11 protein-coding genes are annotated in these 13,057 nt (G+C 70.3%); 6 read left to right on the forward strand and 5 right to left on the reverse strand.

What is annotated here, in order from left to right:
- Position 1: 1 nt before the first annotated feature.
- Positions 2-1,417: a cell division protein PerM gene (locus tag AC4FS1_RS08155; RefSeq protein ID WP_491154041.1), complete on the reverse strand. Its 1,416-nt coding sequence runs from the start codon at positions 1,415-1,417 to the stop codon at positions 2-4.
- Positions 1,418-1,505: 88 nt separating this feature from the next.
- Positions 1,506-1,946, reverse strand: a complete 441-nt coding sequence (locus AC4FS1_RS08160) for a nitroreductase family deazaflavin-dependent oxidoreductase (protein WP_491154043.1) — start codon at positions 1,944-1,946, stop codon at positions 1,506-1,508.
- Between the two features lie 55 nt (positions 1,947-2,001).
- Here AC4FS1_RS08160 and AC4FS1_RS08165 point away from each other — a divergent pair, with 55 nt between their 5' ends.
- Positions 2,002-3,456: an NCS2 family permease gene (locus AC4FS1_RS08165; RefSeq protein ID WP_491154045.1), complete on the forward strand. Its 1,455-nt coding sequence runs from the start codon at positions 2,002-2,004 to the stop codon at positions 3,454-3,456.
- Between the two features lie 160 nt (positions 3,457-3,616).
- On the opposite strand, the gene sucD is transcribed toward AC4FS1_RS08165, so the two are convergent.
- The 3 genes from sucD to AC4FS1_RS08180 form a co-directional block, all read right to left on the reverse strand.
- The gene (gene sucD, locus AC4FS1_RS08170) at positions 3,617-4,519 is read right to left on the reverse strand and encodes a succinate--CoA ligase subunit alpha (RefSeq protein ID WP_491154047.1); all 903 of its coding nucleotides are present in this window, start codon (positions 4,517-4,519) and stop codon (positions 3,617-3,619) included.
- A gap of 25 nt (positions 4,520-4,544) precedes the next feature.
- Positions 4,545-5,708 (reverse strand): ADP-forming succinate--CoA ligase subunit beta, encoded by a 1,164-nt coding sequence (gene sucC / locus AC4FS1_RS08175; protein ID WP_491154049.1) that lies wholly within the window; start codon positions 5,706-5,708, stop codon positions 4,545-4,547.
- 145 nt (positions 5,709-5,853) lie between these two features.
- Complete coding sequence (locus AC4FS1_RS08180; protein WP_491154051.1) at positions 5,854-7,362, reverse strand: FAD-dependent oxidoreductase; 1,509 nt, start codon at positions 7,360-7,362, stop codon at positions 5,854-5,856.
- A gap of 89 nt (positions 7,363-7,451) precedes the next feature.
- Between AC4FS1_RS08180 and AC4FS1_RS08185 the strand changes: the two genes are divergently transcribed.
- The 5 genes from AC4FS1_RS08185 (at position 7,452) to AC4FS1_RS08205 (ending at position 13,003) form a co-directional block, all read left to right on the forward strand.
- Positions 7,452-8,120, forward strand: coding sequence for a TetR family transcriptional regulator (locus AC4FS1_RS08185; RefSeq protein WP_491154053.1), 669 nt, complete (start codon positions 7,452-7,454; stop codon positions 8,118-8,120).
- A 65-nt stretch (positions 8,121-8,185) separates the two neighbouring features.
- The gene (locus AC4FS1_RS08190) at positions 8,186-9,337 is read left to right on the forward strand and encodes a carboxylate-amine ligase (RefSeq protein ID WP_491154054.1); all 1,152 of its coding nucleotides are present in this window, start codon (positions 8,186-8,188) and stop codon (positions 9,335-9,337) included.
- 52 nt (positions 9,338-9,389) lie between these two features.
- Complete coding sequence (locus tag AC4FS1_RS08195) at positions 9,390-10,649, forward strand: acyl-CoA dehydrogenase family protein (RefSeq protein WP_491154055.1); 1,260 nt, start codon at positions 9,390-9,392, stop codon at positions 10,647-10,649.
- A gap of 93 nt (positions 10,650-10,742) precedes the next feature.
- Complete coding sequence (locus AC4FS1_RS08200; RefSeq protein ID WP_491154057.1) at positions 10,743-11,894, forward strand: AI-2E family transporter; 1,152 nt, start codon at positions 10,743-10,745, stop codon at positions 11,892-11,894.
- Positions 11,895-11,959: 65 nt separating this feature from the next.
- Positions 11,960-13,003, forward strand: a complete 1,044-nt coding sequence (locus AC4FS1_RS08205; protein WP_491154058.1) for an ATP-dependent DNA ligase — start codon at positions 11,960-11,962, stop codon at positions 13,001-13,003.
- Positions 13,004-13,057: the final 54 nt, after the last annotated feature.

Below are 13,057 nucleotides of genomic sequence, written 5' to 3' on the forward strand. Positions count from 1 at the left end.
TCTAGCCAGCACCGGGGCGCGGCTCGGACGGCTCATCCCCATCGTCGTCCCGCGGCCGTGGGAGGGGGTCGGACGAGAACGCGCCCACCGGAAGCGTCGGGAAGGGGACGGGCTCGCGACGGGCGACCGGATCGATCGCGCCGAAGGGTGCGCCGCCCATCGGCGCCGTGTCGTAGGCCGTGCCGGTGGGCGCGGACGCCGAGTCCGTCGCATCCGGCGCGCGACGCGGCGACAGCAGCAGGATCGCTGCCCCCACCCCGACCTCCAACGCGACGGCGAGCGCCACGGGCCCGGGCTCGGGGCCGGTCTCGGCGAGCTGCCCCGGTCCGATCGAGCCCCGTGCGCAGACGGCGAGCAGGGCGAAGACGGCTCCGGTGAGCAGGCTGACCCCCGCGGCGAGGACGATCCGTGGGCCGTACGGTTCGGCTCCGGGATGCTCCGCGACCAGCCGCGAGCGCAGCATCCACCCCGCGAGCGCTCCCAGGCCCACCGGAAGCAGGGCCAGCAGCAACAGCCACGGTGAGGTCGAGTCGGGGACGGCGCCGAGGACCGGGATGCCGGGGATCACTCCGAGTTGCGTGCCGGAGGGCGACACGGCGCTGCCGATTCCGAGGGCGAACCCGGGACCGGCGACGAACGAGGCACCCCAGATCACCAGGGTGGGGAGATAGGCCAGCTGCGCGAGGGCGATCACGGTCGCGCCCACCACGTCGACGTTTCCCGCCTCGAAAAGCGCGACCACCTGGCCGCCGCGGGCGAACACCGCCACACCGACCACGAGGGCGCCGACGCCGACAAGGCCGGTGACGGCGATCGCGGTACCGCGCACGAGAAGGCCCGGCACGGTGCCCCATCCGCCACCGACCGCCTCCACGCGCTCACGCAGGCGCCCGGCCGCTCCGATCCGGGACACCCACGCACCGATGGCGGCGCCGAGAGCGCACGGCACCGAGAACACCAGCACGGGAAAGAGAAGCGCCTGCCACAACGTCACCGTCGCGAACGGTGTGGCGCCGGTGAGCGCCACCGCCGCAGTTGCCACCGCGAAAACGAGCGTGCCGGCGACGGTGCCGGTGAGCGGCTCGCCGGCGCGCGCTGCCCGGCCGCCGGAGCGGGCGGCGAACAGCGCCGTGAAGGCGGCGAATCCGAGCGGTGCCAGAGAGAGGGCGAAGTCCGCCGCGGCGGGATCGATCCCTGCCGCGGCGATGTACGTACCGGGCAGGTGGATGCTGAGGGGCACGAGGTGGCCGAACTGCCACACCGCGGCGCTGGCGGGCCACAGCGCGGACCAATCCGCCCCGCCGCCCAGGGCCAGCACCCACAAGAGGGTCAGGGGCGCGAGCGCGATCGCCACACCGCCCGCGGCCGCCACGAGGGCGTCGAAGGCCGCGAGAAGGGCGACGAGAAGGCGATTCATGCGCGAACGACCCTACCCGGGGCCGCGACCCCCCGCGGGACGGCACCCCGCACCGCGGGCACGTGCAGCCCAGGCGGGCAGCGTGTGCTCAGCCCTCGACGGGATCCAGCACGAAGAGGGCGATCCGCCGGTCGGTTTTCTTCTGGTACTCGGCGTAGTCGGGCCACGCCTCAACGGCCCGTGCCCACCATTCGTCGTGCTCGGCGCCTTCGGCGCGGTGGGCGGTGTAGTCCCGGAGGCTGTCGCCATCCTGCAGCTGCACGTGGGGGTTCTTGACGAGGTTCCAGTACCAGGCAGGCGGACGGGGCGCACCGCCATCGGACGCGACGACCGCGTATCGCCCTTCGTGCTCCACGCGCATCAGCGCCGTCTTGCGCAATCCGCCCGTCTTCGCGCCGACCGTGGTCAGAACGATGATCGGCTTGCCGCGCATCTCGCTGGCCTCAGCGCCGCCCGAGGCTTCGAAGGTCTCGGCTTGAGTGCGGGCCCATTCGTCTGTTCCGGGCAGATATTCTCCTGTGAGCGGCATCTATCCAGCCTAGATCGCAGCCGAGCCCCCCACCCGCCCCTTCCTCTGAGGTCCCATGAGCACCAACGCGACCGAAACGTCTTCCGCCATGCCCACCGCCAAGAACGGCTTCGACCGATTCTTCGAGATCACCGCCCGCGGGTCCACCGTCGGCACCGAGGTGCGCGGCGGCGTCGTCACCTTCGTCACCATGGCCTACATCGTCATCCTGAACCCCATCATCCTGTCCGGCGGCACCGATGTCGCCGGCGACAACCTCGGTTTCGCCCCCGTCGCCGCCGTCACCGCGCTCACGGCCGGCGTGATGACGATCCTGTTCGGCCTCGTCACACGCCTGCCGTTCGCCTTCGCTGCGGGGCTCGGCATCAACTCGTTCCTCGCGGTGAGCGTGGTGGGACAGGTGACGTGGCCCGAAGCCATGGGCCTGGTCGTCATCAACGGCCTGATCATCGTGCTGCTGGCCGCCACAGGGCTCCGCCGCCTGATCTTCGATGCGGTGCCGATGGCGCTGAAGACGGCGATCACGGTCGGCATCGGGCTGTTCATCGCCTTCATCGGGTTCGTCGACAGCGGCTTCGTCACGGCGACCGGTGTCGGATCGCCCCCGGTGGGTCTGGGCGTCGGCGGGTCGATCGCGACGGTTCCGACGCTGCTGTTCGTCTTCACGCTCGTGATCACCGGCATCCTGATGGCTCGGAAGATCAAGGCCGGCCTGCTCATCGGTCTTCTCAGCGGCACCGTCGTCGCGCTGATCGTCGAAGCGATCTGGAATCTCGGACCACGCTCCGAAGACAACCCCGGCGGATGGAGCCTGTCGGTGCCGGAACTTCCCGCCCAGCTGGTGAGCCTGCCGGATCTGTCGCTGGTCGGCCAGGTCGACCTGATCGGCTCCTTTGAGCGCATCGGCATCCTCGCGGCGACCATGCTGGTGTTCACTCTCGTGTTCACGAACTTCTTCGACGCGATGGGAACCATGACCGGGCTCTCCCGGGAGGCGGGCCTGGCCGACGACAAGGGCAACTTCCCGCGCCTGCGCTCGGCGCTGATCGTGGAAGGCATCGGCGCGGTCGCCGGCGGCGCGACCTCGTCGTCCTCGAACACCGTGTTCATCGAGTCGGGATCCGGGATCGGGGAGGGCGCCCGCACCGGCCTCGCCAACGTCGTGACCGGGGCCCTGTTCGTGCTGGCGATGTTCTTCACGCCGCTGACGACGATCGTCCCGACGGAGATCGCCGGTGCGGCACTGGTCATCGTGGGCGCGCTGATGATGTCGCAGATCCGCCATGTGGACCTCAGCGACCTGTCCGCCCTCATCCCGGTGTTCCTCACGATCACCGTGATGCCGCTGACCTACTCGATCGCCAACGGCATCGGCGCGGGCTTCATCAGCTGGGTGGTCATCCGCTCGCTCTCCGGCCGCGCACGGGAGATCAGCCCGCTCCTGTGGGTGGTGGCCGCCGGCTTCGTGGTGTTCTTCGCCCGCGGCCCCCTCGAGCTTCTCCTGACCTGACCCCGGGCCCCCGCCGAGACTCCATCTCCGCCACGAGACCGCAGCCGTCGCCCGGCGTCTCGTGGCGGAGATGGAGTCTCGCGGACTCGGGGGGCGGGAGCGGGCGGGACAGACGAGGGGCCCGGATGCGGTGCATCCGGGCCCCTCGTGAGAACCCGGGTTACAGGGACTCGATGATCTCGCGCATCAGGGCGGCGGCCTCGGACGGGGTCTTGCCGACCTTGACGCCTGCGGCCTCGAGGGCTTCCTTCTTCGCCTGGGCGGTGCCGGCCGAGCCGGACACGATCGCCCCGGCGTGGCCCATGGTCTTGCCCTCGGGGGCGGTGAAGCCCGCGACGTAGCCGACAACGGGCTTCGTGACGTTGGCGCGGATGAAGTCGGCCGCGCGCTCCTCGGCGTCGCCGCCGATCTCACCGATCATGACGATCGCCTTCGTCTCGGGGTCTGCTTCGAACGCGGCGAGCGCATCGATGTGCGTCGTGCCGATGACGGGGTCGCCGCCGATGCCGATGGCCGTGGAGAAGCCCAGGTCCCGCAGTTCGAACATCATCTGGTACGTCAGGGTGCCCGACTTCGACACGAGACCGATCGGACCCTTGCCGGTGATGTTCGCGGGGGTGATGCCCACGAGCGACTCGCCGGGGGTGATGATGCCGGGGCAGTTCGGTCCGATGATGCGGGTCGTGTTGCCCTTGGACTGCGCGTAGGCCCATGCCTCGGCGGTGTCACCGACGGGAACACCCTCGGTGATCACGACGAGGAGCGGGATCTCGGCGTCGATGGCCTCGACCATCGCGTCCTTCGTGAACGCCGGCGGCACGAACGCGATCGATACGTCGGCGCCGGTCTTCTCGATGGCCTCGGCCACCGATGCGTACACGGGAAGCTCGACGGTGTTGCCGTCGGCATCCTCATGCGACACGGTCGTCCCGGCCTTACGGGCGTTGACGCCCCCGACCACCTGCGTGCCCGCCTTCAGCATCAGTGCGGTGTGCTTCGTTCCTTCGCCGCCCGTGATGCCCTGGACGATGACCTTGGAGTCCTTGTTGAGATAGATCGACATTGCTGAGTCCTTTTCGTCCCGAAGATCAGGCGTTGGCCAGTTCGGCTGCCTTGTCGGCGCCCTCGTCCATGCTGGCGGCGAGGGTCACGAGCGGGTGGTTGGCGCCGGCGAGGATGGCGCGACCCTCCTCGACCTGGTTGCCGTCGAGGCGGACGACCAGCGGCTTCGAGGCCGTGTCACCGAGGATCTCGAGGGCTTTCACGATGCCCTCCGCGACCGCGACGCACGACGTGATGCCGCCGAACACGTTGACGAACACGCTCTTCACCTGCTCGTCACCGAGGATGACGTCCAGACCCGCGGCCATGACGGTGGCGGATGCGCCGCCGCCGATGTCGAGGAAGTTGGCGGGCTTCACGCCGCCGTGGTTCTCGCCGGCGTACGCGACGACATCCAGCGTGGACATGACGAGCCCGGCGCCGTTGCCGATGATGCCGACCTGGCCGTCGAGCTTGACGTAGTTCAGGTCGTGCGCCTTGGCCTGAGCCTCGAGCGGGTCAGCGGCCTCGGTGTCTTCGAGTGCTTCGTGCTCGGGGTGACGGAACGCGGCGTTCTCATCGAGCGATACCTTGCCGTCCAGGGCGATGATGTCGCCGTCCTCGGACAGGATCAGCGGGTTCACCTCGACGAGCGTCGCGTCCTCGCCCTTGTAGACGTTGAAGAGCTTGACGAACACGTCGGCCACCTTGGGGGCGAGCTCGTCGTCGAAGCCACCTGCCTGAGCGATCTCGAGCGCCTTCTCCGGCGTGATCCCCTCGAGCGGGTTCACCTCGACGCGCGCCAGCGCTTCGGGACGCTCGACGGCGAGCTCCTCGATCTCCATCCCGCCCTCGACGCTCGCGAGGCTCAGGTACGAGCGGTTGGCGCGGTCCAGGAGCACCGAGAAGTAGTACTCCTTGGCGATGCGGGCACCGGCGGCGACCATGACGCGCTGGACGACGTGGCCCTTGATGTCGAGGCCGAGGATGGCCTGGGCCGCCTCGAATGCCTCGTCCGGGTTCTTGGCGACCTTGACGCCGCCCGCCTTACCGCGGCCACCGGTCTTCACCTGGGCCTTCACGACGACCACGCCGCCGAGCTTTTCAGCTGCGGCCCGCGCCTCGTCGGGGGTGTCGGCGATGATGCCGGCGAGCACCGGCACCTCGTACTTCTCGAATAGATCGCGTGCCTGGTACTCGTACAGATCCACAGGGAATCCTCCGCTGGACGGTCAGTGGGTGGGGCCGGAGAAATCTTGACGTCAAGATATCCAGTCACCCCACCCTATCGGATCGTTACGGACGGCTTTTGTCCCTCTGACCGGAGCCGAAGCGACGAAAACCGTCCGTAACCGGTCAGGAGAGCCGCTCGAGGTCCGTGAGCGCCGGGCCTTCGATGCGGGCGCCGTTCGCCTCGAATCGGCTGGCGTGCAGCGGGCAATCCCACGTGCACGCTTCGTCGTTCCAGGCCAGCACTCCGCCCAGGTGCGGGCACACGGCATCCACCGCCCGGGTGACCCCGTCGACGGTCGAGATCCCGACCGGGCGACCGCCCCGCTGCGCGACGACGCCGGCGCCCTCGGCAGGTTGCGGCACGGGCACCGGCGTGCGTTCAGCCTCGATCCATCCCTGCACCGCGGCCCGGCCGACCTTCGCGTTCTCGGTGAGGCCGCGAGAGAGGTCAGCGGGCATGGTCATGCGCGTTCCGAGCGCGGTCATCCACCGCGGCTTGTCGTCCGCACCCAGGATCTCGGCCACGATGCGCTGGGCGGCCGCGGGTCCGTTCGTGAGGCCCCACTTGCCGTATCCGGTGGCGAAGCGGATGCGGCCCAGTGACCGCGGCATCGCGCCGATGAAGGGGATGAGGTTGTGCGACTGGTAGTCCTGCGCGCTCCAGCGGTGCGTCTCCTCCGTCACCGGGAGGTGACGCCGCGCCCACGCGACCAGTTCCTCCACCCGTTCGCGCTCGGACCCGCCGCGGCCGACGGGATGGCCCGCTCCGCCCACGATGATGCCCGCGTATCCCGAGGGGCCGTCGCCGTCCGAGACGGCGCGCACCGAGCGCGACGGCGAGTCCGCCGAGAGATACATCCCGTCGGGCACCGGCCCATCGGTCCGGAACGCGACGCAGTACGACCGCGTGCCGTGCGTCTTCGCGAAGTACCCGCCCCGGTCGAGGATGGGCGCGCCGGTGGCGAGGACGATGCTGTCGGCGTACAGCGGGCCGTCATCGGTGCGCACGTGCGCGCGTGGGAGCACCTTCGCCCCGCGGACCGTCACACCGGTGTGGAGCACCGCGCCGGCCTCGACCGCCGCCCGGGCCAGGGCCGTCGCGAAGGTCTGCGGATCGATCGCGATCTGGTCGTCGAGAGCGATCGCGGAAGCCACCGGGAAGGGCACCGCGGCCAGCTCGTCCTTGGTGGCGCGGCGCACCGCGAGTCCGGCTTCGCGCGCAGCATCCTTCTCCGCTTCCACGGACGACAGGCCCTCATCGGCCTGGGCATAGGTGAAAGCGGTTCGCCGGCGATACGGCACGCCCAGTTCGTCGGCGGTGCGCGCCAGCCATTCCTGACCCGCGCGGTTCGCTTCCACGTACGCGCGCACGAGCCCCGCAGGATGCCCGCCCCGGAGCGTGGACAGCACGGTTCCCTGCAGGAGCGACACCTTCCCGGTGTTCCCGCCGGTGGCGAGTTGCCCGACCTCGCCGGCCTCGATGATCGCGACGTCGACACCAGCCTGCGCCAGCGCGTAGGCCGTGGCGAGACCGGTGATCCCGGCACCGACGACGACGACGTCATGCGATCGTCCCGATTCGAACGGCGACCCGGGAACCGGTGTGGAGTCCTGCTTCCAGAGGGGAGTCATTCCGGCAGTCAATCCCCCGCCGGCGCTGTCGGCCCAGCGCTTGACATCGCCGCCCGACCGGTGCACACGCGGCCGGTAGGCTTCCGGCCATGACCGACGCGCTCCCGCCGAGCACGACCACGACCGTGGTCGCCGCCGCGATCGAGCTGTTCGCCGAGCACGGGTTCGACTCGACCTCGGTCGAGCAGATCGCGCAGGCCGCCGGCGTGTCGCGCTCGACCTTCTTCCGCCAGTTCGGAGGCAAGGAAGATGTGGTTTTCGCCGATCACGAAGAGGTGCTCCGCTCGCTCGAGGCCTACCTCGCCCGGCCGCACGAGAACCCGTGGACCGCCGTCTGCGACGCCTCCCTCCAGGTCTTCCGCCACTTCGCCGCCGACCCCGAGCTCGCGCGCCGCCGGTACACGATCGTGCGCGAGGTGCCCGTGCTGCGCGAACGCGAGATCCTCACCGTCTTCCGGTACGAGCGTCTCTTCGACGAGTACCTGCGATCCGCGCTGCCGGGGCTCGACCCGTTGGACGCCGTCGGGTTCGCCGCGCTCGTCACCGCCGTGCACAACCACGTCCTCCGGCGGCTCCTCCGCGGCGAGCGCGTGCCGCAGGCGACGCTCCGGCGAGCGCTGGACGACGTGCTGCGGCGGTTCGGCGTGCACCCGGACGGCGACGACCCCGCCGACGACGACGTCGCGGTCGCGATCTTCCCGCGGCGGATGCCGGCCGCCGAGGTCGCACGGCGGCTGCGAGCCTCGCTGCCGCGCTGATGTCAAGCCCCTGGGGCTCGCCGGCCCGCCCGGCGAATCTGTCCTCAGAGTGGAGGGGGCTGTCCATGCGTCACCGGTCGAACCTGGGCCGCCGCACGTTCGGCGTGGAAGAAGAGCTGCTGCTCGTCGACGCGGCCACGGCCGTACCCGTGCCGGCCGCGTCGGCGGTCATCTCCCGGGTTCCTTTCGAAGGTCTTCGCTCCGCGATCGTGCCGGAGATGCACCAGGAGATGATCGAGATCGTCGGGCCGCCGCATCAGTCGATGGCGGAGCTGCAGGCACAATCGGCGCACGCACGCGCTGTCGCCGACCGCCTCGCCCGCAGGGTCGGTGCCCGCGCGGTTCCGCTCGCGACGTCGCCGCTGCCGGCGATCCCGCACCCGTCACCGGGGGGTCGGCACGGGCAGATCTCCGCCCGGTACGGCATCACGCCGACCCAGTGCATGACCTGCGGTCTGCACGTGCACGTCTCGATCACGTCTCCGGCAGAAGGTGTGGCCGTTCTCGACCGCATCCGAGTGTGGCTGCCGGCTCTGCGGGCGCTCGCCGCGAACTCGCCCTTCACGGGCGGTGCGGACTCCGGGTACGACAGCTACCGCTTCGAACTGTGGAGCCTCTGGCCCTCCAGCGGACCCGCCGAGGTCTTCGGCGACATCGCGGCCTACCACCAGGACATCGCTGACATGCTCTCCACCGGCGCGCTGCTGGATGAGGGGATGCTGTACTCCGACGTGCGCCTGTCGAGCCGATTCCCCACCGTCGAGGTGCGGGTGTGCGACGTTCCGCTCACCGCAGACGTGACCGCGACACTCGCCGGGCTCGTGCGAGGCCTGGTGGCGACATCCGCCGAGGCCGCGCACAGTGGCGAGGCTCCGCCGCGCATCTCGGCGAACGCCCTCCGGCTGGCGGGCTGGGATGCGTCGCTGCGCGGGCTCCGCGCGACGCTCCTGGATCCGCGGACCCATCGCGCGGCGCCCGCCGCCGAGGTCATCCGCGCGATGGTGGAATTCGCCGAGCCCGGCCTGGCTGCGCATGGGGACATGGCGGAGGTGTGGGACGGGGTCGAGCGGATCCTCGCGGAGGGGAACGGTGCCGCGTGGCAGCGCCGCACCGCCTCGGCGGGAGGCGGCCTGCGTGCGATGACGCTCGCCGCCGCCGACCTCGGCGCGGCGGAGGCCGGCGGCTCGCATCTTCCCGTGCTCAGCGGCTCCGCCTGAGCCCCGCTCGCGGCCGTTGAGACTGGGTTTCGGTCTGGGTGATACTGAGTACATGACTGCAGCCCCCACCCCCGACGGCCTGCCGGGCGAGCGCGTCGCGCGGTACGACGTCACTGCGCGCCGCGGAACCGACTACTACGCCGTGTTCGCCGACATCCCCGACACCGACCGGGCGGCATGGGACCGCGCGAAGTCGTTCGTCGACGAGGTCGGTCCGCGCATGCAGTCGGAGTGGGATGCCGCGACCTACCCGCTCGACCTCGTCCGGCGCATGGGCGAACTCGGGCTCTACACCGACGGCATCGACCACCCCGAGTTGCCGGCGTCCTCGCCCCTTGCCGCGGGCTTGGTGAACATGGAGATCTCGCGGGGCGATGGGTCGCTCGGCACCGTGATCGCGGTGCAGGGCGGACTCGCGCTGCGCACGCTCGCGCTCTTCGGCAGTGCCGAGCAGCAGGGTCGCTGGCTGCAGCCGCTCGCCCGGGGGGAGGTGCTCGGCTCGTTCGCGCTCACCGAGCCCGATCACGGCTCCGACTCGGTGTCGCTGGAAACCGTCGCCCGACACGACCCTTCCGCGGGCGACGGGACCGGGGAATGGGTGCTCCGCGGCACGAAGAAGTGGATCGGCAACGGCGCGTCCGGCGGCGTCACGTTCGTGTGGGCACGGGTCGATGACCCGGGCGCCCCGGAGCACGGCTCCGTGCGCTGCTTCCTCGTCGAGCAGGAAACCCCGGGGTACACCGGCACGGTGATCACCGGCAAGGCGTCGCTGCGCGGCATCCACCAGGCCCACATCGCCCTGGACGACGTGCGCGTGCCCGCGGACGCGGTCCTGCCGGGAACCAAGAGCTTCAAGGATGCCTCGACCGTGCTGTACTCGACGCGGTCGGGCGTCGCCTGGTCGGCGCTGGGCCACGCGACGGCCTGCTACGAAGCCGCGCTGGCATACGCGACCGAGCGGGTGCAGTTCGGCAAGCCACTCGCGAAGTTCCAGATGGTGCAGGAACGGCTCGCGCAGATGCTGGACGAGCTCACCGCGATGCAGCTGTACTGCCGCCGCCTGGCCGACCTCGAGGAATCCGGCGGGCTGCGCCCCACGCAGGCCTCGCTGGCGAAGTACCACAACACCCGCGCCGCGCGGCGGGTCGCCGCGACGGCGCGCGACCTCCTCGGCGGCAACGGCATCCTGCTGGAGAACGGCGTCATGCAGCACATGGCCGACATCGAGGCCATCCACACGTACGAGGGCACCGAGAGCGTCCAGGCGCTGCTGCTCGGCCGCGACATCACCGGCATGAGCGCCTTCGCCTGACCGGGACGGCGGCGTCCCTGCGGAGCGCATACCCGGATGAGTGGGTGCCTGCAACCTCCTGTCGCCTCCCCCCGTCGGGTTTAGCCTCACCCCATGGCATTGTTCCGCAACGACCCGCAACGGGTGCAGCTGGAGTCGAAGGACGTCGAACTGAGAGCGGCCGGTGCCCCGTGGAGTTTGTGGGCCGATGCGTTCGGCAGGCTCGGCGTCCGGGCGATCCAGATCATCGTCGTGGTGATCGTGGCCGCCGCGATCATCTTCGCGATCCAGTCGCTGACCCTCGTGACCATCCCGCTGGTCATCGCGCTGATCATCGCGTGCGCGTTCCACCCGGTGATGAGCTGGATGCGGCGGCACGGCGTGCCTTCGCTGCTGGCGACGATCATCACCCTCCTCACGATCGTGATCATCCTGTCGGCGCTGGGCTGGCTGATCGTCTGGGCGGTGCGGGATCAGTGGAACGAGCTCTACGCCCAGGCCGAGGACGGGCTCCGGGCACTCATCTCGTGGGTCCAGACGCTCCCGTTCGACTTCGTGCAGCCCGACCAGCTCGACGAGCTGGTCAACACCGTCACCGACTTCGTCACGAGCGCCCAGTTCGGATCGGGTGCGCTGGCAGGAGTCGGAGCGGTGGCCAACTTCGTCACCGGCTTCGTCCTCCTCGTCACGATCCTGTTCTTCTTCCTCAAGGACGGGCCGCAGATGTGGGAGTTCCTGCTCCGTCCCTTCCGCGGTGAGAACTACGCGCGCGCCCGCCGCATCGGCGACAAGACGGTCACCGTCCTGGGGTCGTATGTGCGGGGCACCGCGACGGTGGCAGCGGTGGATGCCGCCGGCATCCTCATCGGTCTGCTCATCCTCCAGGTGCCGTTGGCGATCCCGCTGGGGGTACTGGTGTTCCTGCTCGCCTTCATCCCGATCGTCGGGGCGACGGTCGCGGGCATCCTCGCCGCGCTGGTGGCCCTGGTCGCGAACGGACCGATCGTCGCCCTCATCGTGGTGGGTGTGGTCGTGCTGGTCAACCAGCTCGAGGGCAACTTCCTGCAGCCCGTGCTCATGGGCCGGTCGATGAAGCTGCACGCGTTCGTCATCCTGGTCGCCTTGGTCGTCGGCACCGTCGTCGGCGGCATCGTGGGCGCCGTGCTCGCGGTCCCGGTCGCGGCCGCGGCATGGGGCGTCGTCCAGGTATGGGACGGTCCCAATCTTCCGGCTCGCTGGGCGCGCCCGAAGACTCTCGAGGCCTGACCCTCCTCCCCGCCGACCACGCTCGCGCGCTACCGCGCGTCGGGCCCGCCGGGCAGGATGAATGCATGCCGTACGAGATCCCCGCGCCCATGCTCGCGAAGTCCGTCCCGGAGATCCCCGCGCCCGACCGCGTTGCCGGCGGGCTGAGCTACGAGCCGAAGTGGGACGGATTCCGGGCGCTCGTGTCCTGGGACGGCACGGAGGTGGAGATCGGCAGCCGTGGTGCGAAGCCGCTGACCCGCTACTTCCCCGAGCTCGTCGAGGCGTTTGCTCGCCTCCTCCCCGAACCGTGTCTCCTGGACGGCGAGGTCGTCGTCGCCACGGGGGAACCCGGCGCCCAGCGGTTGGACTGGGAGGCGCTGTCGCAGCGCATCCACCCCGCCGCATCCCGCGTCAACATGCTGGCGGAGCAGACTCCGGCCATGTTCATCGCGTTCGACCTGCTCGCCCGGGGCGATCGCGACCTGCAGGCCGAGCCGTTCGCCGAACGCCGCGCGCAGCTGACCGATCTGCTGTCGGGCGTGCCGCATCCGGTGCACGTGACTCGTACCTCCGACGACCCCGCAGTGGCCCGGCGGTGGCTGGCGGAGTTCGAAGGGGCGGGGCTGGACGGCGTCGTCGCGAAGCCGCTGGCGCAGCCCTATGCCCCGAACAAGCGGACGATGTTCAAGATCAAGCACGCGCGCACCGCGGATGTCGTCGCGCTGGGCTACCGCATCCACAAGTCCGGTCGCGGGGTCGGGTCGCTCCTGGTCGGCCTGTACAACGACGAAGGGCGGCTGCTGAACGTCGGCGGCGTCGCGGCGTGGAGCGACAAGCGCCGGCTGGAACTCGTCGACGAACTCGAGCCTCTCGTCGAGCGGGATGCCGGCGGCGATGCCGTCACGGGTGAGACCGACCGCTCCCGCTTCTCGGCGTCGAAGGACGTCTCGTTCGTGCGGCTGCGCCCCGAGCGCGTGCTGGAAGTGCGTTATGACCAGCTCGAGGGGTGGCGCTTCCGGCACACCGTGCAGTTCGAACGGTGGCGACCCGACCGCGACGCCCGCTCCTGCACGTTCGAGCAGCTCGAGTCCGTCACGGCGTACGACCTCGCCGCCGTCCTGGACTGAGACCCCTCACACCCCCGTCGACTCGCCACAAAACGTCCGGTTTCCGCGCGAAAC

The sequence above is a fragment of the Microbacterium sp. Z12_35 genome (assembly GCF_058310475.1).

Coding starts and splice junctions, on each gene's coding strand:
- AC4FS1_RS08195 (WP_491154055.1), top strand. CDS start 9,390: ATGACTGCAGCCCCCACCCCCGACGGCCTGCCGGGCGAGCGCGTCGCG.
- AC4FS1_RS08165 (WP_491154045.1), top strand. CDS start 2,002: ATGAGCACCAACGCGACCGAAACGTCTTCCGCCATGCCCACCGCCAAG.
- AC4FS1_RS08185 (WP_491154053.1), top strand. CDS start 7,452: ATGACCGACGCGCTCCCGCCGAGCACGACCACGACCGTGGTCGCCGCC.
- AC4FS1_RS08155 (WP_491154041.1), bottom strand. CDS start 1,417: ATGAATCGCCTTCTCGTCGCCCTTCTCGCGGCCTTCGACGCCCTCGTG.
- AC4FS1_RS08200 (WP_491154057.1), top strand. CDS start 10,743: ATGGCATTGTTCCGCAACGACCCGCAACGGGTGCAGCTGGAGTCGAAG.
- sucD (WP_491154047.1), bottom strand. CDS start 4,519: ATGTCGATCTATCTCAACAAGGACTCCAAGGTCATCGTCCAGGGCATC.
- AC4FS1_RS08190 (WP_491154054.1), top strand. CDS start 8,186: ATGCGTCACCGGTCGAACCTGGGCCGCCGCACGTTCGGCGTGGAAGAA.
- AC4FS1_RS08160 (WP_491154043.1), bottom strand. CDS start 1,946: ATGCCGCTCACAGGAGAATATCTGCCCGGAACAGACGAATGGGCCCGC.
- AC4FS1_RS08205 (WP_491154058.1), top strand. CDS start 11,960: ATGCCGTACGAGATCCCCGCGCCCATGCTCGCGAAGTCCGTCCCGGAG.
- AC4FS1_RS08180 (WP_491154051.1), bottom strand. CDS start 7,362: ATGACTCCCCTCTGGAAGCAGGACTCCACACCGGTTCCCGGGTCGCCG.